Raw genomic sequence first — 21,072 nt, forward strand, 5'->3', positions numbered from 1 at the left:
AGCACATAAAAAAGGCGGGATACCCCGCCTTTTTAAATATCACTGATGGAGTATCAACGACGACCAGCCCTTCTCAAAGCTGCCGGCGTAAACTCATCGGAACCGCTTTCAACATCAAACTCATATCCTTTTGGCTCTTCATTGGTCAGGCCAAGGACCAGATAGCGCCCAGACAACAGATCATACAGAGTTTCTGCTGAAAACCAGGAAATTTTCTGGTCGTAGAAATAGATGTGGTGGCCTTCGGCTACGCGCCAAAGATCGCCGCGACCATCATAATGATCGACCAATACAATCTGCCAGGTATCCTCATCCACGTAGAAGACTCGCTTGGCGTAGATATGACGTTCGCCAGGCTTCAGAGTCGCCTCCACCACCCAGACTCTGTGCAGCTCATATCGTGCCAGATTCTGGTTAATATGGCCGGCCTTGATAATTGAGTCATATGAATTTTTCTTGGAATTCAGCTCATAGGAATTGTATGGAATATACATTTCCCTTTTACCCATCAACTTCCAGTCATAACGGTCAGGAGCACCGTTAAACATATCAAAGTTGTCCGTGGTACGCTGGCCATCAGAAGCGGTTCCCGGGCCGTCATAAGCAACCTGAGGAGCCCTTCTCACCCGACGTTGACCACTGTTGTATATCCAGGCACGACGTGGCTCTTTTACCTGGTTCAAAGTCTCATGTACCAGGAGAACATTACCTGCCAAACGAGCCGGAGAAGTGATCTCCTGCTTGAAATAATAGATAACGTTGGGATCAGCCGCCGGATCATAATCCGTCAGGGATGTACGATAGCTTAGCTGCTCAGAGAATTTAACCGGCGTATAATCTCCATTTGCCAGAGGCGTCATCTGCACAACATTACGTTTCAGACTACCATCCCGCCAGCGGGTAATATGGTTCCACATAATCTGATGCGCTTTTTCGCGATCAGTACCGTGGGGTATGGGAAACGGCACCGAAAGCTCATAGTCATTCATTCCGTTGCCATCTGCTACTAGCTTGGCAGAGGTCGCATTCCTCTTGGCGGCGTCATAAATGATCTGTTCATAGGCCGCTGTACGATGTGTGGGGAATACCCTGATTTTATAATCGGAATATTTCTTCAGCATCGCCATCTGGCCGACTGACAACTTGTCCTTGTACTGATCCGCATTGGATTCAGTAATCTCAAACTTGGGAGACTCACCGGCAAACGGATCAATGTAGTTAACACCATCAAAGCCTGCTGGAACACTGCTCAATCCACCATCCCAGGCAGGAATGGTACCGTCTGCATTTCCGGCTTTCTCAGCACCTATAGGCGTTAAAGTATCGCCCAGTTTCGCTGCCTCTTCAGGAGAAACCTGACCCCAAGCAAGCGAAGATGACAGTGCCACGGCAATGGCACTGTATTTAATCATAGAATTCAATTTCATCGAGGTTACCTCATAAACCCTTGGTTCGTATTGTAATTTCCTAGAAAGACACACCAACACTGGCGGATACGGTGTCTCTGTCGTTGAGGTAGTTATAAGGTTCGCCGCCAAAATAGGATACGTAACCAACGGACGCCGAATATTTGTTCAGGTAAAGCGCATTCAGCGTCAGACCAACAGATTTGCTGCCTTCTCTGAAAATGATCGGACCATAACCATAAACATCGTGACTAAGTGACAGAACTGGTGTCAGGTTGATCCCTGCGGCCACATCAGGATAATCAAGCGAGAAACGCATACGATAACCGGCTGAGAAGTCGGTCACATATCCATCATCTTTACAGTTGCTTGGATTAATATTGATTGTCGGGTCAGTACATTCATCGCCACTGCCTGTCGTAATAGGCCCAATACCGAACGTACTGTCGCGACCATAGCGGGAGTTATCAGGAATTCCGTCCAGGTATACACCACCGATTTCTGACACAAAAGTCAGGCGGCTCGCACCAAGAACCTGATCGAAGAATTTCACAAATGTGAATTGCAGCTGGGTCATGGGGAACTCATCATATCCCCGAATAACCTCACCAGGTGACCAGTCATCCACAAAAGCCGCGTATGGCTGCCCCAGTGCAGAGGCCGTCATTTCAAAACCGTTACGCGCTACAGGCATGTCCGGGCGGTGTGAAATTTCCCCGCCAATCGACCAGCCACTATCAGTACTGGTGTTAAAACTGATCGCAAACTGGTCAATGTCTTCCGGATAAGTAATAAAGTAGTTCGCGGTGGAGGGATTTCCAGCAGTTTCACTGCTGATAAAGCTGGCATAAGGGATGGTACTATGAGTTCGAGTATAGTAAAAACCAAACTCTGTATCCCCCAGATCCGCTGCATACCAGCGCAAAGCCACACCGAAAATACCGTCATTATCCGGCTCATCATCACCTGCACGTGCGACATAAAGACCTTGAGCATCAGCTAAGGATTCTGGAATCTGCCCAGCCAGATATATTGGTCCACAACCATCGGTGGCGACATCATTATTGGAATAAAAGGTCCCACAGGGATCCGGTTCCGTTTTTTCCCACTCAAACTGATAAAAGGCTTCGACGGTCACGTCTTGAGTTAGGCCAACAGATCCATATAGCATGTTTACCGGCATCAGTACGTCTTTTACTTCAGCTCCTGGCGCCCTTGCCGCCGAGAAGTCCACAGGGTTTACTGAGTTGATCCCCCCGAAGATAAAGGTACTTTCCCCCCAACTGACAACCTGCCTGCCAAGCCTCAGGTTAATTGGTGTATCCCCTGCATAGAGATCAGCCCATACATAGGCATCCAGAAAACGTACATCTGCACCGGCCTGATCGAGGGTCCCCTCACCCAAAGGTCGAGTCTGGCCGACATTATCGTAAGCCCGGCTTTCGTCCTTCAATTCGACATCATAATAGTAACGAAGCCTGGTAAAAGCACCGTAATCCTCGTAACGAAGCAACAGGTCGGTAGTACCCTTTAACAATTTGGAATAGGTTTCCCCTTTCTTAAAGTTCCAGTTGCCATTATCGGTGTTGGAAGTTGAAGCCCCTGTAGTGCTACCAGCAGGAACTCCCAAATTACCCTGGCCCAGTTGAGCATGATCCCGGTCTTCTACACGCCAACTCGCCCCTGCTGAAAGAGTGGTATCCAGCGACCCTTCTATATCGCCCAGATAAAATTGAAACGCGCTTGCGGGAGCAGATATGGACGCTGCCACGGCAGCCGCAACCGGCAGCATTGTCCACTGATGCCAACGCTGATTATTTTTCGTCATCGAACGCTACTCCATTATTTTTCTATTTCTTCCTGCTGAAGCAAGAAGTTGCTTGATGTAAACCCGATAAGAATATTGTTTTTGTTAGTTCCCGCCCGGTTTAAAAAGACCACGGGCGGTACTTCGACGCTAAAGTCTCCTACACACTATAGTCGCTAATTTAAATATACACCAATGCCTAATGAAAAAATCGCAAGTTACGAATAAATAAGAAAGTTTGTGGAACTGATCGTCCATATTTCCGGACAACTTTTGAAGGTTAATTCCGACTGAACAGAAAGCTTGGTAAACTATGGAGCAAGCGTTTTGTACATGCTGAATTAACAATCGAAGCTGAAATAACAATCTGAATAATAGAGAGCAATAAGAGGAAGGTCATGAAAGCAACAGACGTTGTCATTGTTTCCGGAGCACGTACTCCAATGGGTGGATTTCAGGGTAGCCTGAGCGCCATGACGGCCGTTGAACTGGGCGCGATTGCCATTTCATCAGCCATTGAGAAAGCCAATCTCAGCCCTTCGGATGTAGAAGAAGTAATTATGGGCTGCGTACTCCCCGCGGGATTGAAACAAGGCCCCGCCCGTCAGGCAATGTTGGATGCGGGCATTCCCAACACTAGCGGCGCGACGACCGTCAATAAGCTATGCGGCTCCGGCATGAAAGCCACCATGCTGGCCCATGACCTGATCAAGGCCGGAACCAATAACATCATGGTCGCCGGCGGCATGGAAAGCATGTCCAATGCCCCTTATATTCTTGAGAAAGCCCGTTTCGGCTATCGCATGGGCCACGGCGAAATCAAGGATCACATGTTTCTTGACGGCCTGGAGGATGCCAAAAGCGGCAGACTCATGGGGTCTTTTGCCCAGGAAGTTGCAGACAGGTTTAACATTAATCGTGAGCAAATGGACGAATTTGCTATCCGTTCCCTCACCCGGGCACAGAAAGCAATAGATGCGGGTTTACTGGATGATGAAATCGTTCCGGTTACAGTCAGAACTCGCAAAGGGGATGTCCTGGTTGAACATGACGAGCAACCCGGGAATGCCAAGCTCGATAAAATTCCCACTCTGCGCCCGGCTTTCCAGAAAGACGGCACCATCACAGCAGCCAATTCCAGCTCCATCTCTGACGGCGCTTCCGCACTGATTCTGATGAGTGCGGAGGAGGCTGAACGCCGAAATATCAAAGCGGAAGCTCGCATCGTTGCTCACAGTACAAGCTCCCAAGCGCCTGAAGAATTCACCATTGCCCCCATCGGGGCAATCCAGAAGGTTCTTGATAAAGCAGGCTGGACCATAAATGACGTAGACCTGTATGAAATCAATGAAGCTTTCGCCATGGTCACCATGCTGGCAGTTCAGGAGCTGGGCTTGGATATGGATAAGGTCAATGTATACGGAGGTGCCTGTGCTCAGGGTCATCCAGTGGGATCGACTGGCTCACGAATTATCGTGACACTCATGCACGCACTGAAAAAGCAAGGTAAGAAGAAAGGCGTTGCCGCGCTGTGTATTGGGGGCGGTGAGGCTACTGCTGTCGCGATAGAAATTCTATAAGTGAACCTTAATGCATAAAACTCAGGCCTGTTGATACAGGCCTGATAACAAGGTATCGAGGTAGGTCAGAGTTTTAACGTCAGAGCTTCTATCTCTGAGTTTTGACGAACTGTTCAACAGAGAGAAAACCTGCTCCTTACTTTGTAATCCCAGAACCTGTTTAAATCCGACAGTCTGAAAAAACTTAAGCCCTGTGAGGGGAAGCCAGATATTCCCGGGATTGCATCTCCAGAAGTCGGCTTTCAGTACGTTCGAATTCAAACTTCAAACGCTCTCCCTGATAAATCTCATGAATCGCCGCTTCGGCAGAAATGATCATCTTCACACGACGGTCATAAAACTCATCCACCAGGTTGATAAAGCGGCGAGCCTGATCTTCAACATCCGCCTTTAATACCGGAACGTCACTCACCAGAACAGCGTGAAACTCTTTCGCCAGCTCAATATAATCATTCTGACTTCTAGGACCGTCGCACAGCTCTTTAAAATCGAACCATACAACATCCTCTGCTCGCTTGATTGCTTTCAGGAGACGTCCATTAACCTCAAGCTCAACACCATGGCAGCCATCTTCCAAAGCCAAATTCTGATAACTTTGCTCCAAACTGGCATCTGCCTCGTCATCCAGAGGAAAATGGTAAAGCTCCGCCTGCTCCAACGAACGTAAACGATAGTCAGTGCCGCCATCGACATTTACCACCTCCGTATGCTCGTTCAAAAGAGCAATAGCAGGAAGAAATCTTTGTCTCTGCAAACCGTCCTTATAGAGTCCGTCCGGTACGATATTTGAGGTACAGACCAAAGCCACCCCACGGGAAAATAGGCCTTCCATCAGCGTTCCCAGAATCATCGCATCACCAATATCCGTCACAAAAAACTCATCAAAGCAGATAATGCTGGCCTCTTTACTGAATCTGTCAGCCACTTGCTCCAATGGATTTTTCTCGCCTTTGAGGGCTTTTAATTCCTGATGAACCTTTTGCATAAATCGATGAAAATGTACCCGCATTTTTCGCTCGAAAGGCAAACTTTCGTAAAACGTATCCATCAGATAAGTCTTACCACGACCAACACCGCCCCAAAAATAGAGACCTTTTTCCGGAGAGACTTTACTCTTCTTGCGCGAGACTTTGCTTGCCAGCCTGGCAAATGGACTCTGGGACTGGCGTTTCTCCTCGGCTTTCACCAATCGCTCATAAAGATCCTGCAGCTTATTGACGGCCATTTCCTGGGCTACGTCATAACTGAAATCAGATCTTTCCAGATCCCGACGGTATTTCTCCAGTGGAGTTGTCACTACTTCCTCACCTCACCACTTTTGGTTTTACTGAAAGGTTTTAACAATTTTTTCAATCTTCAGACTTTTTTTAAGATCATCAAGTACTGCCCAAAAACGCCCATATTTTGCCTATTTCAACGCATATTAGCCACTGCATCGACGAATTATACGTAACTTGCAGCTTTTCCGGCATTGGGATGCCCCCCCCTTGCGACCAAAAGCTACCAGTCCGGCATGGAAATAGTCCGAGTAAAATCGGTATACTTGACCTGAAATTTGATTGAACAGCTTGATTGAGCGAAACAATATATGGGTTCTACTATAGTAATTGCGGTTATCGCATTCCTGATCGGCACCGGGATAGGCATTCTTCTGCACAAGTTTCTGCATTCAGAAAGCGCTAAGAACAGACGGCTGGAAAGCCAGATGGATCAGCTGCAAGACCAGCATATGCGCTATCAAGCCGAGGTCACGGAGCACTTTACCCGGACGGCTGAGATGCTTGGACGACTCAATGCCAACTATCGGGAAATCTTCAATCATCTGGCAGTAGGTGCAGAGCGTCTGTGCAGTGATACAGAGTTTAAATCGTTAGTGGCATCTTCTGCCCCCACAAAGCCTCTTCGCACTGAAAAGCTTTCCAAGAATGAAAGGTATCAGGCAGAGCTGTTTGATCCTCCCAGAGATTACGCTCCTAAGAGCAGTCCAAAGGAAAAGGGAACTCTCGCCGAGGATTTTGGCTTCCAGCCTAATCCCAACGAAGAAGACTCTACGGCCAAGAAAGACAAAGCCAGTACCGAGTGACACAGAGCACCGTCTGTACAGAAAATAGGCGCGCATCCTATGCTGCGCGCCTTATCCTTATATAGTTAGTAACTTATCTTAGTGATTGTCCTGGAATACACTCAGACAATCCATCAAGCCGGATTAGCAAGCTCGCAGTACTCGACGATTACATCAAACTCCTTCCTAACCCGCTCCCCCAGCAACTGTACGCCATAACGTTCAGATGCGTGATGCCCTGCAGCAATATAGGTAATCCCCTGCTCACGCGCACTGTGCGTTGTCTGTTCGGATATTTCACCACTAATGTAGGCATCAACCCCCAATGCATGGGCATCATCGATAAACCCCTGAGCTCCACCGGTACACCAAGCCACAGTCTCAACCTTTTCCTTCCCGCCCGACACAACCAACGGCGCCCGACTCAAGCGGTGACTGACGTATTCATTCAGGTCTGTGTGAGTCATGGGTCTGGGTAATCTGCCATACCAAAGCAACCCAGGAGTGCCTCCCGCATCTATCTGCCCCTCAACAACCAATTCCAACTGCCGCGCCAAGCCCGCATTATTTCCAAATTCTGGATGAATATCCAAAGGCAGATGATAAGCAAACAGATTGATATTGTTCACTAACAAACTGGCCAGCCGGCGACGCTTCATACCAACTATAGATGGGTTTTCTGATTTCCAGAAATAACCATGATGCACCAATAAGGTATCAGCTCCTGTTTCCAGAGCACGATCTATCAGAGCCTGTGTCGCCGTCACCCCGCAGAGGATTTTCTTGATTTCATGACACCCTTCCACCTGGAGACCATTCGGACAGAAGTCTCGCACCATATTCGGCTGTAACCATTCATTCAATCTGCTTAATAGCACTTGCTGCTGAACCAAGATGCCCTCCTATAAACCACTTTTGACTCAATATCCGGCCATTATGGCAAAGTTCCCTTCAGCGACAAACCGCTCTGACAAATCCACTTCCATCTATCACGCTCATCTACGGACTGATTTCGCCAGCACCAGCATTATCTCCCCCGACATTAACCACATCTACTACAGACCGGAGTAGGATTAGTGCCTAACACGGATATATACTCTATTATTTCTATGGCAATATACTGTTTTATCTAAGAAAAACGCCTCTCTCCATCAAACCGAATCACTGTTGGTATATATGCACAGAAGCAGCACTCAGGTCTTAATGTCCATTATCATCGGTCTTCTATCGGCCCTGATCTACTTGACCTGGTATCTTTACCAACACCCCAAGCCCGCATCCCCGTCACCATTAAGCTATGCAGCAGCTGTTAAGCGCGCCGCCTCGTCTGTCGTCAGCATTTACAGTGAAAGTGCGGATGATGAAAACACGGGACTTTGGAACAACCCTCTGTTTTCCAGCTACGGCGACCGGTTAAGCAAGCCTGAGCCTAAGTCACCTCGCTTGGGATCAGGAGTCATTATTGATAGCCAGGGTCACATCCTTACCAACTACCACGTTGTACGCATGACAGAGAATATTCGCATCAGCCTGTCAAACGGGGAAACTGTAGCAGCCACCCTGGTTGCCGAGGACCCTGACAGTGATCTGGCTGTCATAAAAATACCGCCGAAATTTATCTCAACACCTTCACAAAAAGATCACAACGGCATGGGGCAACCCATCAACTTCGATACCACCACTCCCCGCCCTGGCGATATCGTTCTGGCAATAGGAAATGCTTACGGTGTTGGCCAGGCGGTCACGCAAGGCATTGTCAGCGGCCTCGGTCGAAGCAATCTGGGATTGGCCAATATCGAGAATTATATTCAGACAGATGTCGCGATTAACCCTGGTAGTTCAGGAGGCGCTTTAGTAAACCCTGCGGGAGAACTGATAGGAATAGTGACTGCCCTGTTTTCGACAGACGGGACATATCAGGGAATCAGCTTCGCGATTCCGGCGGAAATCGCCATGCGAATCGCCAGAGAACTGATTAAGAATGGAAAAGTTGTCAGGGGTTATTTGGGAGTGGAAATGCATGCCCTTACCCCCTATGAAGCAGATTTTTTCGGACTTGGACATACAAACGGAATGCTGGTGACAGGGGTACATGAGAACAGCCCCGCCGCCAGGGAAGGGCTTCTGGCGGGAGACGTCATATTGAGAATCAACGGTACCGCCATCACCTCGGCTCAGCAAGGGAAAATACTGGTTTCAGGCATGCGGCCAGGCAGTCAAGCAACCCTTACCGTCTTCCGACGGGGAGAATTACTTGAAATCAGGCCGGTTATTACCGACCGGCCAGTTGAATAGAGAAGCTAGAAATTAAAGCCATACGCCGGAAATCATGATAGCCCGACAGCCTCCACGACTGACTTAAGGGCTTTCAATAACTGCTCGTTTTCCTGAGGAGTCCCCACAGTAAACCGTAAACATTCCGACAGCATCGGATGGGCACCGTCCAGACACTTAATCAGTACCCCCTGCTCTTTCAGCAATTCAAATATTCGGCGCGCGGAGTGAGGCAGCCTGACCAAAATAAAATTGGCTTCGCTAGGAAATACTTTAAACGAAGAGAACTCTGAAAGGGCATCAAAAAGAACACTTCGATCCTTACGCAACTGCTCCGTCTGTTCCAGCAGCATGTCAAAGTTCTCTAGAGCTTTCAGAGCAACAGACTGAGTCAACGAATTGATGTTGTATGGAAGCCTTACTTTATTGAATTGTTCAATCCACAGCGGCGAACCGTACAACATCCCGAACCGCAATCCAGCCAAGCCGACCTTGGAAAAGGTTCGCATGATCAACACATGCTCGTTATCCTGCAGCCAGGACATATAATCGGCATCAGTGAAAGCCGTATACGCCTCATCAATGACGACAACTCCCGGTGCAGCCTCAACAATGGCCCTTAACGCTGCGTCAGAAAACAGATTTCCTGTTGGATTATTAGGCTGGGCGATGAACACCAGAGATGGCTGATGCTGCTGGATAGCCTCGATTGTGGATTCAATATCAATGTCATAATCGCTGGATAGCGGCACACCAACATAATCGCTGCCAGTGAAGGTTGCTATCATTTTGTACATAACAAAGCTTGGTTCCAGCGACAGGATCGTTCTTCCCGGCCCCCCCATGACCATGGCAAGAATCTGGATAATTTCATCCGAGCCATTGCCAAACAGGATATCAACAGAGTCGTCCAGCCGATAAAGAGACTTCAAGGCAGCTTTGATGTCAGAAGCCTCAGGATCCGGATAACGATTTACCGCAGTGGAATGCAGGGCATCTGCAACATCCTGGCGCAGAGACTCAGGAAAGCTGTAAGGATTTTCCATGGCATCCAATTTCAGCATACCGGCAGAGGAAGCTACATGATACGCAGATATCGCCCGAATTTCCGGCCGCACCCATTGCGCCACTCTGTTTTTATCACTCATTGTTCAGCCTCTATCAATACACTGGCTTAACGCCAGATTCGCTCAAAATTCAATCGTCTTTAATTCGATATTCGGCAGACATCGCGTGAGCTGTCAGGCCTTCCCCTCTGGCCAGAACAGAAGCGGTGCGCCCGACCTGCGAAGCTCCCTGCGCCGAAAAATGAATAATTGATGAGCGCTTCTGAAAGTCATAAACCCCCAATGGACTTGAAAAACGAGCCGTGCCGGAAGTTGGCAATACGTGATTGGGACCCGCACAATAGTCACCAAGCGCTTCAGCGGTGTACCTTCCCATAAAAATCGCACCGGCATGACGTATCGAAGGTAATAATGAATCCGGATTTGCGACAGAAAGCTCCAAGTGTTCGGGCGCAATTTTATTGACGACCTCAACGGCTTCATCCATGTCCTGCACTTTAATCAGTGCGCCACGAGATGACAGGCTGGCATCGATGATGTCTTTGCGTTCCATACCCGGAAGCAGCTTCTTCACAGAGGCTTTCACCGCCTCCAAAAATTCAGCGTCCGGGGAAATCAGAATAGACTGAGCATCCTGATCATGCTCTGCCTGAGAGAACAGATCCATAGCTATCCAGTCAGGATTGGTTTTACCGTCGCAAACCACACAGATTTCAGAGGGGCCGGCAATCATGTCAATCCCAACCGCTCCAAAAACAATACGCTTCGCTGTGGCTACATATATATTTCCCGGACCTACAATCTTGTCAACACGAGGCACCGAACCTGTGCCATAAGCCAGCGCACCGACAGCCTGGGCACCACCAATAGTGAACACCTGATCCACTCCGGCAACCGCTGCAGCAGCAAGAACCAGTGGATTCAAATCACCGCCAGGTGTCGGCACAGTCATGATAATTTCACCGACCCCCGCCACTTTCGCAGGAATGGCATTCATCAGCACCGAAGAAGGATAGGCAGCTTTGCCTCCGGGTACATAAATGCCGACACGATCCAGTGGCGTGACCTTCTGACCCAGTATGGTTCCATCCGCCTCTTGATATTGCCAAGAATCCTGAACCTGTTTGCTGTGATAATCTCTGATACGCTGAGCAGCGACATGCAGCGCTTCCTGCTCTCCAGAGGAAAGGGAATCAAACGCTTCCTGAAGCTTTTCCCTGGGCACCTTCAAGTCTTTCATAGACTCCGCCGACATGCGGTCAAATCGACAGGTGTATTCGACAACGGCATCATCTCCGCGCAGCTTTACATGTGACAGAATCTCTTCCACGACATGATTAACATTGGCGTTAGCTTCTTCCTCAAAAGCCAACAAAGCATCCAGTGCCGATTGAAAGTCATTCTGACAACTATCAAGTTCACGCATTTCAGATTCCTGCCTGTATCAACTGCTCAAATATTCTCACGATGCACAATGAAAGAAAAACAACCTATGATCTTCTTCAATCACCTTAAATTCGACAGCCTCTAATCAACCGCTTTCGCAATCAAATCAACAATAGGCTGAATCATCGTATGCTTCATCTTCATGGAGGCACTATTGGCAATCAACCTTGAGCTGATATGACAGATCAGATCCCGGGCTTCCAGTCCATTGGCTTTCAGCGTATTCCCGGTATCGACAATGTCGACAATCTCATCCGCCAACCCCATCAACGGCGCTAACTCCATACCGCCATAAAGCTTGATGATATCAGCCTGGATACCACGACTTGCGTAGTAACGCTTGGCAATATTCACAAACTTCGTAGCCACCTTAATACGGCCTGATTTAGGCTCAACGCCCTTGATTGCTGCCGTCATTAACCGACAGGTGGCAATCCTGAGATCCAACGGCTCATACAAACCTTCCGACCCATGTTCCATCAGAACGTCTTTTCCCGCGACTCCAAGATCCGCCACACCATGCTGAACGTAAGTTGGTACATCTGTTGCCCTTAGCACAACCAATTTGACGTTATCCCGGTTTGTGCCGAAGATGAGCTTTCTGCTCTTCCTTAAATCTTCTTCTGGTACGATTCCGGCTGCTGCCAATAGCGGCAATGTGTCGTCCAGAATCCGGCCTTTGGATAAAGCAATCGTTATATTTGAATTCATGACCCGTTTTCAGTTGTCGCAGGGCATTGCAGCCCAAGGGGAAGTTTGCAGGAGAGGGTGCACCCTCTCCTTCTCAGCCTATCGTACATTAGCCGGGTAGACGTCTAATCTTGCCACCCAGTAACTGTACTTTTTCTTCAATACACTCGTATCCACGATCAATATGATAGATCCGATCCACCACCGTATCTCCGGTAGCAACCAGACCTGCAATGACGAGACTGGCAGAAGCACGCAAGTCTGTCGCCATTACCGGAGCACCGGCCAGAATCGGAACACCTTCGGTGATCGCGGTATTCCCCTCCAGCTTTATCTTCGCCCCCATTCGAATCAACTCATGCACATGCATGAACCGATTTTCAAATACGGTTTCTATGACAGCCCCTGTTCCTTCAGCAACAGCATTCAGCGTCACGAACTGCGCCTGCATGTCTGTGGGAAATGCTGGATAGGGAGCGGTTCTGACACTCACCGCTTTAGGCGCATTTCCCTTCATGTCCAGCTCAATCCAGTTTGAACCGGTGTTGATATGGGCTCCAGCTTCTTCGAGCTTCAGCAGCACAGCTTCCAGCAAATCCTCGCGGGTATCCTTTAACTTGACGTGGCCACGGGTCGCGGCAGCGGCGACAAGGTAGGTACCAGTCTCGACTCTGTCAGGCAACACATCATAATGGCAACCTTTCAGACGTTTGACACCATTGATCTCGATCGTGGAAGAACCGTGGCCTTTAATGTCTGCGCCCATTTTTATCAGGCATTCAGCCAAATCAATTACTTCCGGCTCGCGCGCAGCATTTTCGATAATGGTTTTACCGTCCGCCAGCGTCGCTGCCATCAGAATGTTTTCCGTACCGGTAACCGTCACAGTATCCATGTAGATATGCGCACCTTTTAGCCTCCCATCGACTTTGGCCTTGATATAGCCACCCTCGACTTCGACTTGGGCGCCCATCGCTTCCAGTCCACGAATGTGCAAATCTACAGGGCGACTTCCGATAGCACAGCCACCGGGGAGAGACACTTCTGCCTGACCGAAATGCGCCACCATCGGCCCCAAAACCAGAATGGAAGCACGCATGGTTTTGACAAGCTCATAGGGGGCTGTCAAATGCTTGATAGTATTGGCATGTACCTCAATACTCATCTTCTCGTCAATCAACAATTCCACCCCCATGCGGCCCAACAGCTCAATCATGGTGGTGATATCGTTCAAGTGCGGTAAATTGCCTACGGTGACAGGTTCGTCAGCCAGCAAAGTGGCGGCCAGAATTGGAAGAGCGGCGTTCTTGGCGCCGGATATGCGAATTTCTCCGCTCAATGGCTTGCCGCCATTGATCAGTAATTTGTCCATGCGTTTTACCTGGTTGTCTTGATACCGGTTTTCCGGAATTAACTATTGAGTTCTGACCATTCAGCCGGAGTATAGGTTTTGATCGACACCGCATGAACAGTACCATCAACAATCAAATCATTTATACAACCGTAAACTGTCTGCTGCTTCTTGACAGGAGAGAGACCAGCAAACCTCTCACCCACAGCCACCACTTCGTAGTGGTAACCATCACCGGACACCTGCACGTCACAGTCGGAGAGTTTTTCTTGCAGAATTGTTTGCAGTTCTTCGGGTGACATTCGATACAACCTCAAAGGAATTTTTTACAGGCGCGTAATTCTACCCTATTGCAGGCATGGCACCCAAATTAATCCGCAGTTTGGGGGCAATTAATTGCCCCCAAACTGCGGTTACTGAATAGGTAACACCGTGTCTATACCACTGACACGGGCCACCTCAAACATTTTGCCGGACAAGCCTGAAACACTGGCTTCAAGTTGAACTTTTTCAGAGAGAGCCAGCCACCGAAGCAAGACAGACAGCAGAACACTGTGAGCATTTTCCACTCCAGATACATCAATACAGACGTTCTTACCTGTACCAGCACTACCCGACAGGTATCGCTCTCCCTCTTGCATCACTTTGACACAATTGTCAAAATCAATATGCCCAGTTAAAGCCAAGGTCGCACCATCATTACCCACACCCGATTTCCAATCCACCTGGGCTTCAGACACAGGCTTCCGCTCCGTATTAACCAGCCCCATCTATTCTTGACCACCCTTATCAGAACTGGCCTCTTTTATCTCATTTTCTGCCAGCTCACTGGACCAATTAGTTACCACCTGGTCAATGTCGCCATTATATTGAGAATACTGCTGCTCAAATCGATCCCTGAACGCCAGCCCGATATTCACACCATTCACAACAACGTTTTCAAGCAGCCACTTCTGAGCATTGGAATTTTTATACATAGCGTACACAACCGGATATTTGCTCCCTGTCGCTGTTGTCACTTCCAGCTCAACAGTCGCCTTATCCTCATCCCTTGGATTAACATCAGCATTCAGCACATCAATCTGGAATTCACCACTTTCAACCAATGTTTTGCCGTAGGCATTAAACAGACTTTTCTTGAAAGCCTCTACGAACGCGTTCTTTTGATCGGAAGTCGCCTCCCGGCGATAGCGCCCCATAACGCGGGCTGCAATGCGACGAAAATCGACCGAGTCGGACAACGCCTCTTCCATGACGGAATAAAACTTATTCGGATCGGTATTATAGGTTTCCCGTTCCTGCTCAAGCTTATTTACGAGAAACTCGGTGCTGTCCTCTACCGTTTTCCTTACATCCCCAGCAATGTCAGCCCAGGCACCAAAAGCCACCATAAGCATGGCGACCAGACACAATCTGCTTGCAATATATTTCATGTGATTGATCCCAAAATTAACAAAACGTCCAGCAATCTCATTTATTAACCGATTAGAGCTGACACACGCCACCCGGCCCTAAAACTTATTGGTTGCGAAGTCACTGATCAACTTTTCCAGATTCAGTGCACTTTGCGTACTATCAAAGAAATCTCCCTCTTCCAGCACTTCTTCATCTCCACCAATAGAGACATTGATATATTTTTCGCCCAACAGACCCGCCGTGCTGACGACAGCAATGCTGTCCCGGCTCAGATAATCCACTTCAGAATCAATATCCATTTCTACCACAGCTTTCACGGTTCGATTGTCGAGATAAATATTACTGACACGGCCAATCGTGACACCAGCCAGAGACACCTTCCCTCTGACTCGCAATCCACCAACATCATTGAATTCAGCATAGACCTTATAAGTTTTTTCTGTGGGACGCAGGGAGAGCCCACTGACTTCCAGTGCCAGCAGGAATAGAGCGGCGACGCCCGCCATGATAAAAAGCCCTACTGATATTTCCATTGTGCGCAGTCGCATATCTAAAAATCTCCAAACATGACAGCGGTCAAAATAAAATCCAATCCCAGAACAGCCAGGGAAGAGTACACTACCGTTTTCGTAGTGGCGGCACTGATGCCTTCAGATGTTGGTACAGAATCATATCCTTGAAAAACAGCGATCCAGGTACACACAACCCCAAACACAATACTTTTGACGACGCCGTTCAGAATATCTTCACGAAAATCAACGGCTGACTGCATGTTGCCCCAAAAAGAACCTTCGTAGACCCCCAGCCAGTCAACACCAACCATCATCCCACCCCATATGCCCACCACACTAAAAATCATGGCGAGCAAAGGCATTGCAACAAAGCCTGCCGTCAAGCGCGGAGCGACGATCTGCTTTAACGGATCCACGCCCATCATCTCAAGACTGGAAAGCTGTTCCGTTGTTTTCATCAGCCCGATTTCGGCAGTCAAGGCTGAACCGGCCCGGCCGGCAAAGAGCAGCGCTGTCACCACAGGGCCAAGCTCCCTCACCAGGGTCAGCGCGATCATTTGACCTATGGCCTGCTCAGATCCGTAATCGACAAGGATATTATATCCCTGCAACCCTAACACCATCCCAATAAACAAACCGCTGACGATGATAATCACCAGCGACAACACACCAATAGAGTAGAGCTGCTTGATAAATAAAGGGACCCCTTTCCAACTGGGAATCCCTGTCAGCGAACCGATCAAAAACATCCCGGCCCGGCCTAAAGCGGCGATTGAGAGTAATCCTTTCTTACCGGTCCGTTGCAGAAAATCCAGCATCCTGGTCTCCTTGCAACAGGTCGACACCATAGTCCGGCGCGGGGTAATGGAAAGGTACCGGCCCATCCGGCAACCCATTGAGAAACTGTTTCACAAAAGCACTTCCTTCCTGCTTCAATTGTTCAGGACTGCCCTGCCCCATGACTTTTCCGTCAGCGACAATGCAAAGATGATCAGTAATGCTGAGGGATTCCTGAATATCATGGGAGACAACAATACTTGTCAGCCCCAACGCATCATTTAACAGGCGAATCAACTGCACGATCACTCCCATTGCGATTGGGTCCTGCCCGGTAAAGGGTTCATCATACATCACCATTTCAGGATCCAAAGCAATGGTCCTTGCCAACGCAGCTCGCCGCGCCATCCCTCCGGAAAGCTCGCTGGGCATCAACTCTCTCGCTCCGCGCAATCCCACGGCCTGGAGCTTCATCAGTACCAGATCATGAATCATCTCTTCGGGAAGGTCTGTGTGAACCCGCAATGGAAAAGCCACATTCTCAAATACCGTCAAATCTGAGAACAAAGCACCGGATTGAAACAACATCCCCATCCGCTCGCGTAACAAATAGAGCTCTTTGCGCTTCAGACGAGTAACTTCCTGACCATTCACCTGGATCCGGCCCTGATCAGGTCTGAGCTGTCCACCGATCAACTTTAGAAGGGTCGTTTTACCTGTGCCACTTGGGCCCATGATGGTCGTGATTTTTCCTTTCGGGACATCGATGTCCACATTATCAAAGATCAAACGGTCACCGCGGGAAAATGACATTCCCCTGATTTCGACATAATTGTCGGATGCCTGATTCATGCATTCCTCAAAATAACTGGAGCCTGGAGAGCCCATGCATACTAAGACAACCTGCAGCATAGATCCCGGCTGCGAGGCAAAGTTAGCAGCGCCAACTTAAAGCGCGAAATATACCAGATCGTTCCCAAAAAGGCAGCAGCCTCAGGACGCCCGGACAAAAGAGTTAACGAGCTTTCAGTTGCAGCCGGTTACATGCACTCTATAATACCGAACCAATCTGAACAAAAGCCTAACAGACTGGTTGCCGATTAAAATTTTGTCAGCATCCGATCTGACATGGCACAAATGACTCACCATTTAGGACGAACCGTCGGATGACAGACCATAGCCATGAATACATCAAGGCTGCTATACGCACGATAGAGATTGAAGCCGAATCGGTAGCCACCCTGAAACACAGAGTGGATGAAGACTTTGTAAAGGCCTGCGACATTATTCTGGCATGCGAAGGCCGGGTTGTTGTCACTGGGATGGGCAAATCCGGTCACATAGGTACTAAAATTGCCGCAACGCTGGCCTCCACGGGCACCCCAGCTTTCTTTGTTCACCCTGGAGAAGCCAGCCACGGAGACCTGGGCATGATCACATCCAAGGATGTGGTGCTGGCACTCTCCAACTCTGGAAACACCGCCGAGGTGGTTACCATACTCCCGCTGATCAAACGAATGAACGCCCGTCTGATCAGCATGACCGGAAATCCAAAATCCACAATGTCACAGATGGCCGATGTCAATCTGGATGTCAGTGTCGCTTCGGAGGCCTGTCCTCTAGGCCTGGCACCGACCTCCAGCACAACGGCAAGCCTTGTCTTCGGTGACGCACTGGCGATTGCCTTATTGGAAGCCAGAGGGTTTTCTGCTGAGGATTTCGCCTTTTCTCACCCGGGTGGTGCACTTGGAAGGCGCCTACTGCTGAAAGTATCGGACATTATGCATGCGGATGATCGGGTTCCCGTTGTCAAATCAGGAGAAAGCTTGAGCAGCTCCTTACTGGAAATGACTCGTAAAGGTCTGGGAATGACTTGCGTCGTTGATGCCAACAACAAGATATGCGGAATCTTCACTGATGGAGATTTACGCCGCTCTCTGGACAAGGCAATTGATATCCATAACTGCGTTATCGATGACGTCATGACAAAGCAATTCAAATACGTCTCCAAGGACACACTGGCAGCTGAAGCTTTGTCTGTAATGCAGCAAAAGGCCATTGGAGCCATGCCAGTGGTAACAGAGTCAGGAGAAGTTATAGGCGCATTCAATATGCAGGACATGCTACGCGCAGGTGTCGTTTGATCCGAGCAAGATTCAACCAGAACTGTATTTAACCAGAATGGCTAACGATGACTGAAATTACTACGATTTTGCAAAATGCCCCCCAGTCTCTGGTGGACAAACTAAAAGACATCAAGCTACTGGCCCTGGACGTGGACGGAGTTCTCAGTGACGGGACCTTGTACTTCAGTGCCAATGGAGATGAAATCAAAGGCTTTTCCATCCTGGACGGCCTGGGCATTAAACTGCTACAGGATAATGGAATCATCGTAGCCATCATAACTGGCCGCAGCTCTCCCCTGACCTCCAGACGAGCAGAAAACCTCGGCATCAAACATATCGCCCAAGGACGTGAGGACAAAAAAATCGCCTTATTGGAACTATGCCGACAACTGAACCTTGCTCTTGAGGACTGCGCCTACGTAGGGGACGACCTACCAGACCTTAGTGCTATCAGGGCCTGTTCTGCTGGATTCACCGTTCCCAATGCCCACTGGTTTGTCCGCCAGCATGCAGATTACTGCACTCAATCACCAGGTGGCCAAGGTGCAGTGCGTGAAGTCTGCGACCTGATTCTCAGTAGTCAGGGCAAGCTGCAAACTGCACTGGAAGCTTATTTGTGATTTCCGCCAAAACCGGGACAACGCCAAACTCTCTATGAAACAGACGTTGAAAAACAATCTCAAGCTGCTGATCGGAGCTATAGCCATTTCAGGCATCATTCTCTACTCTGTGCTCACCCCCAATACCCCCGTGAGCCTGTTCCAGGATGAACCGATGCTGGTGGACGAACCCGATGCCTTTGTCACTGGAGCAGAATACCGAACCTTTGATCAGCACGGCAATCTTGAAAGTGTTCTGCACAGTGAGCGCGCCAAACACTTTCCCCAAACCAATATCGGCCTGCTGACCAACCCGAAACTTCAATTGTATCAGGAAGGAAAACCCAGCTGGAACGCCCAGTCCCTAGAAGGACAATTTGACGTTCAGAAAGACTATTTGGTCCTGATGGGGAACGTTCGCATACTGGGGACGGACCGCAGGGGAGAGACATTTTCCATGTTTACAGAAAAGCTGAACTACGCCAACAAGTCCGGCTTTATCGCTACTGATCAACCAGTTAAGATAACGTCCAGCTCAAGCGAACTCACCGCGGTTGGCATGAAGGCCAATATCGCCAAGAAAAAAATCACCCTCCTTTCCAAGGTTGAAGGTCACTATGTACAACCCAAGTAAGCGCCCCAAACTGCTGCTTTGCCTTACGCTGATCCTCCTGTCTTTTTTGCCGTCTATCAGCACGGCCATCAACCTGAGCACAGGGAGCGACGAACCCATAAAAATCCAGGCCGACAGAGCCCAGCTGGATGACATTGCAGGCAAATCAACCTATACAGGCAATGTCATTATTACTCAGGGTCAATCTCGCCTTGAAGCTGCCAAAGTTATTCTCATTTCAGACGACAGCGGCATTAAAAGTTTTTTTGCCACAGGAAAACCGGCACACCTGATTCAACATGATAAGGAAACAGACGTATTCACTCACGCCTACGCCAGGGAGATTCGGTATGAGAGAGACAAGAATCAGGTAACGCTGCGACAAGAAGCACGCCTGGAACAGCCCAACAGTTCTTTTCAGGGAGAGGAGATTATCTACGACACCGTCAAGAGACTGGTGACAGCAGAGTCCTCTAAAAGTGGTGAAGACACCGGCAGAGTTGAAATCATTTATCAACCGCCTAAGGCTGATCCGCAATGACCACTCTTTCTGCTCGAAATCTGGCAAAAGCCTATAAACAGCGCCCAGTAGTCAAAGACGTCAGCGTAGAAATAAACAGCGGCGAAATCGTCGGCCTGCTTGGGCCGAATGGTGCCGGAAAAACCACCTGTTTTTATATGGTAGTGGGTTTGATACCTTGTGATAAAGGTGCCATATTTATTGATGAACAGAATATCACGGCTCTGCCGATGCACGGCAGGGCACGCAAAGGCATTGGATACTTGCCACAGGAAGCATCGGTATTTCGGAAGCTCACTGTTGAAGAAAATATTTACGCCATTTTGGAAACAAGGCAGGATCTGAGTCGCAAGGACCGCAAGCACAAGATGGAAGAGCTGTTACAGGAATTTCACATTACCCATATCCGCAAAAGCCTCGGTATGAGTTTGTCAGGCGGAGAGCGCCGTCGTGTGGAAATTGCCCGCGCTCTTGCCACTGAACCCGATTTCGTACTTCTCGATGAGCCCTTTGCCGGCGTAGACCCCATCTCGGTCAATGACATCAAACAGATCATTGAGCACCTGAAAGCTCGAGGCATCGGAGTACTTATTACCGATCACAATGTAAGAGAGACCTTGGATATTTGTGAACGCGCCTATATTGTAAGTGAAGGATACATCATCGCCAGCGGGACACCTTCAGAAATTCTGGAAAACCAGAAAGTTAAAGAAGTCTATCTGGGAGATCGCTTCAAGCTTTGATTCTTCTTTCATCAGTTTGATCAGATATCCGCCAGATGTAAGGCCAGATCGGAAAGTCAGCCTTAACCCGACAATGTAATACG

The 21,072-nt window shown here is 48.9% G+C and carries 22 protein-coding genes; 8 read left to right on the forward strand and 14 right to left on the reverse strand.

The window, feature by feature from the left end; genetic code table 11:
* Nucleotides 1-53: 53 nt before the first annotated feature.
* On the reverse strand, nt 54-1,427 hold the full coding sequence (locus tag F566_RS0124295) for a DUF1329 domain-containing protein (protein WP_020409637.1): 1,374 nt from the start codon (nt 1,425-1,427) through the stop codon (nt 54-56).
* Nucleotides 1,428-1,467: 40 nt separating this feature from the next.
* Nucleotides 1,468-3,234: a DUF1302 domain-containing protein gene (locus tag F566_RS0124300; protein ID WP_020409638.1), complete on the reverse strand. Its 1,767-nt coding sequence runs from the start codon at nt 3,232-3,234 to the stop codon at nt 1,468-1,470.
* A gap of 377 nt (nt 3,235-3,611) precedes the next feature.
* On the opposite strand from F566_RS0124300, the gene F566_RS0124305 reads away from it, so the two are divergent.
* A complete protein-coding gene (locus tag F566_RS0124305; protein WP_020409639.1) occupies nt 3,612-4,793 on the forward strand; it encodes a thiolase family protein in 1,182 nt (393 codons plus the stop codon).
* Nucleotides 4,794-4,977: 184 nt separating this feature from the next.
* Here F566_RS0124305 and zapE read toward each other — a convergent pair whose 3' ends face one another.
* Nucleotides 4,978-6,090 carry a cell division protein ZapE gene (gene zapE / locus F566_RS0124310; RefSeq protein WP_020409640.1) on the reverse strand — a complete coding sequence of 371 codons (1,113 nt, stop codon included), beginning with the start codon at nt 6,088-6,090 and terminating at the stop codon, nt 4,978-4,980.
* A 291-nt stretch (nt 6,091-6,381) separates the two neighbouring features.
* On the opposite strand from zapE, the gene F566_RS0124315 reads away from it, so the two are divergent.
* Nucleotides 6,382-6,876 carry a Z-ring associated ZapG family protein gene (locus F566_RS0124315; RefSeq protein WP_020409641.1) on the forward strand — a complete coding sequence of 165 codons (495 nt, stop codon included), beginning with the start codon at nt 6,382-6,384 and terminating at the stop codon, nt 6,874-6,876.
* A gap of 113 nt (nt 6,877-6,989) precedes the next feature.
* Here F566_RS0124315 and F566_RS0124320 read toward each other — a convergent pair whose 3' ends face one another.
* Nucleotides 6,990-7,748 (reverse strand): Nif3-like dinuclear metal center hexameric protein, encoded by a 759-nt coding sequence (locus F566_RS0124320; protein ID WP_020409642.1) that lies wholly within the window; start codon nt 7,746-7,748, stop codon nt 6,990-6,992.
* Nucleotides 7,749-8,031: 283 nt separating this feature from the next.
* Between F566_RS0124320 and F566_RS0124325 the strand changes: the two genes are divergently transcribed.
* Nucleotides 8,032-9,150 (forward strand): S1C family serine protease, encoded by a 1,119-nt coding sequence (locus F566_RS0124325; protein WP_245555297.1) that lies wholly within the window; start codon nt 8,032-8,034, stop codon nt 9,148-9,150.
* Between the two features lie 32 nt (nt 9,151-9,182).
* Here F566_RS0124325 and hisC read toward each other — a convergent pair whose 3' ends face one another.
* From hisC to F566_RS0124375, 10 genes are all read right to left on the reverse strand, one after another.
* The gene (gene hisC, locus F566_RS0124330; RefSeq protein WP_020409644.1) at nt 9,183-10,277 is read right to left on the reverse strand and encodes a histidinol-phosphate transaminase; all 1,095 of its coding nucleotides are present in this window, start codon (nt 10,275-10,277) and stop codon (nt 9,183-9,185) included.
* A 49-nt stretch (nt 10,278-10,326) separates the two neighbouring features.
* Nucleotides 10,327-11,622 (reverse strand): histidinol dehydrogenase, encoded by a 1,296-nt coding sequence (hisD, locus tag F566_RS0124335; protein ID WP_020409645.1) that lies wholly within the window; start codon nt 11,620-11,622, stop codon nt 10,327-10,329.
* Nucleotides 11,623-11,723: 101 nt separating this feature from the next.
* Nucleotides 11,724-12,353: an ATP phosphoribosyltransferase gene (gene hisG, locus F566_RS0124340; protein ID WP_020409646.1), complete on the reverse strand. Its 630-nt coding sequence runs from the start codon at nt 12,351-12,353 to the stop codon at nt 11,724-11,726.
* Nucleotides 12,354-12,441: 88 nt separating this feature from the next.
* Nucleotides 12,442-13,704: a UDP-N-acetylglucosamine 1-carboxyvinyltransferase gene (gene murA, locus F566_RS0124345; RefSeq protein ID WP_020409647.1), complete on the reverse strand. Its 1,263-nt coding sequence runs from the start codon at nt 13,702-13,704 to the stop codon at nt 12,442-12,444.
* 38 nt (nt 13,705-13,742) lie between these two features.
* Nucleotides 13,743-13,985: a BolA family protein gene (locus tag F566_RS0124350; RefSeq protein WP_020409648.1), complete on the reverse strand. Its 243-nt coding sequence runs from the start codon at nt 13,983-13,985 to the stop codon at nt 13,743-13,745.
* Nucleotides 13,986-14,096: 111 nt separating this feature from the next.
* Nucleotides 14,097-14,453 carry an STAS domain-containing protein gene (locus tag F566_RS0124355; protein ID WP_020409649.1) on the reverse strand — a complete coding sequence of 119 codons (357 nt, stop codon included), beginning with the start codon at nt 14,451-14,453 and terminating at the stop codon, nt 14,097-14,099.
* A complete protein-coding gene (locus F566_RS0124360; RefSeq protein ID WP_020409650.1) occupies nt 14,454-15,116 on the reverse strand; it encodes an MlaC/ttg2D family ABC transporter substrate-binding protein in 663 nt (220 codons plus the stop codon).
* 78 nt (nt 15,117-15,194) lie between these two features.
* Nucleotides 15,195-15,647, reverse strand: coding sequence for an outer membrane lipid asymmetry maintenance protein MlaD (mlaD, locus tag F566_RS0124365; protein WP_020409651.1), 453 nt, complete (start codon nt 15,645-15,647; stop codon nt 15,195-15,197).
* Nucleotides 15,648-15,649: 2 nt separating this feature from the next.
* Nucleotides 15,650-16,429 carry a lipid asymmetry maintenance ABC transporter permease subunit MlaE gene (gene mlaE / locus F566_RS0124370; protein WP_020409652.1) on the reverse strand — a complete coding sequence of 260 codons (780 nt, stop codon included), beginning with the start codon at nt 16,427-16,429 and terminating at the stop codon, nt 15,650-15,652.
* Nucleotides 16,401-17,240 carry an ATP-binding cassette domain-containing protein gene (locus tag F566_RS0124375; protein ID WP_033416838.1) on the reverse strand — a complete coding sequence of 280 codons (840 nt, stop codon included), beginning with the start codon at nt 17,238-17,240 and terminating at the stop codon, nt 16,401-16,403. The genes mlaE and F566_RS0124375 overlap by 29 nt, the downstream gene beginning before the upstream one ends.
* Nucleotides 17,241-17,554: 314 nt before the next feature.
* Between F566_RS0124375 and F566_RS0124380 the strand changes: the two genes are divergently transcribed.
* Genes F566_RS0124380 through lptB form a run of 5 tightly spaced genes read left to right on the forward strand, consistent with a single transcriptional unit; the run spans nt 17,555 to nt 20,989 of the window.
* Nucleotides 17,555-18,532, forward strand: a complete 978-nt coding sequence (locus tag F566_RS0124380) for a KpsF/GutQ family sugar-phosphate isomerase (protein ID WP_020409654.1) — start codon at nt 17,555-17,557, stop codon at nt 18,530-18,532.
* A 47-nt stretch (nt 18,533-18,579) separates the two neighbouring features.
* The gene (locus F566_RS0124385) at nt 18,580-19,134 is read left to right on the forward strand and encodes a KdsC family phosphatase (protein ID WP_020409655.1); all 555 of its coding nucleotides are present in this window, start codon (nt 18,580-18,582) and stop codon (nt 19,132-19,134) included.
* Between the two features lie 34 nt (nt 19,135-19,168).
* Nucleotides 19,169-19,747: an LPS export ABC transporter periplasmic protein LptC gene (lptC, locus tag F566_RS33920; RefSeq protein WP_020409656.1), complete on the forward strand. Its 579-nt coding sequence runs from the start codon at nt 19,169-19,171 to the stop codon at nt 19,745-19,747.
* A complete protein-coding gene (lptA, locus tag F566_RS0124395) occupies nt 19,731-20,267 on the forward strand; it encodes a lipopolysaccharide transport periplasmic protein LptA (protein ID WP_020409657.1) in 537 nt (178 codons plus the stop codon). The genes lptC and lptA overlap by 17 nt, the downstream gene beginning before the upstream one ends.
* A complete protein-coding gene (lptB, locus tag F566_RS0124400) occupies nt 20,264-20,989 on the forward strand; it encodes an LPS export ABC transporter ATP-binding protein (RefSeq protein ID WP_020409658.1) in 726 nt (241 codons plus the stop codon). Before lptA ends, lptB begins: the two co-directional genes overlap by 4 nt.
* The last annotated feature ends 83 nt before the right edge of the window (nt 20,990-21,072 follow it).

The sequence above is a fragment of the Hahella ganghwensis DSM 17046 genome (genome assembly GCF_000376785.1).
Classification (GTDB): Bacteria; Pseudomonadota; Gammaproteobacteria; order Pseudomonadales; family Oleiphilaceae; genus Hahella; species Hahella ganghwensis.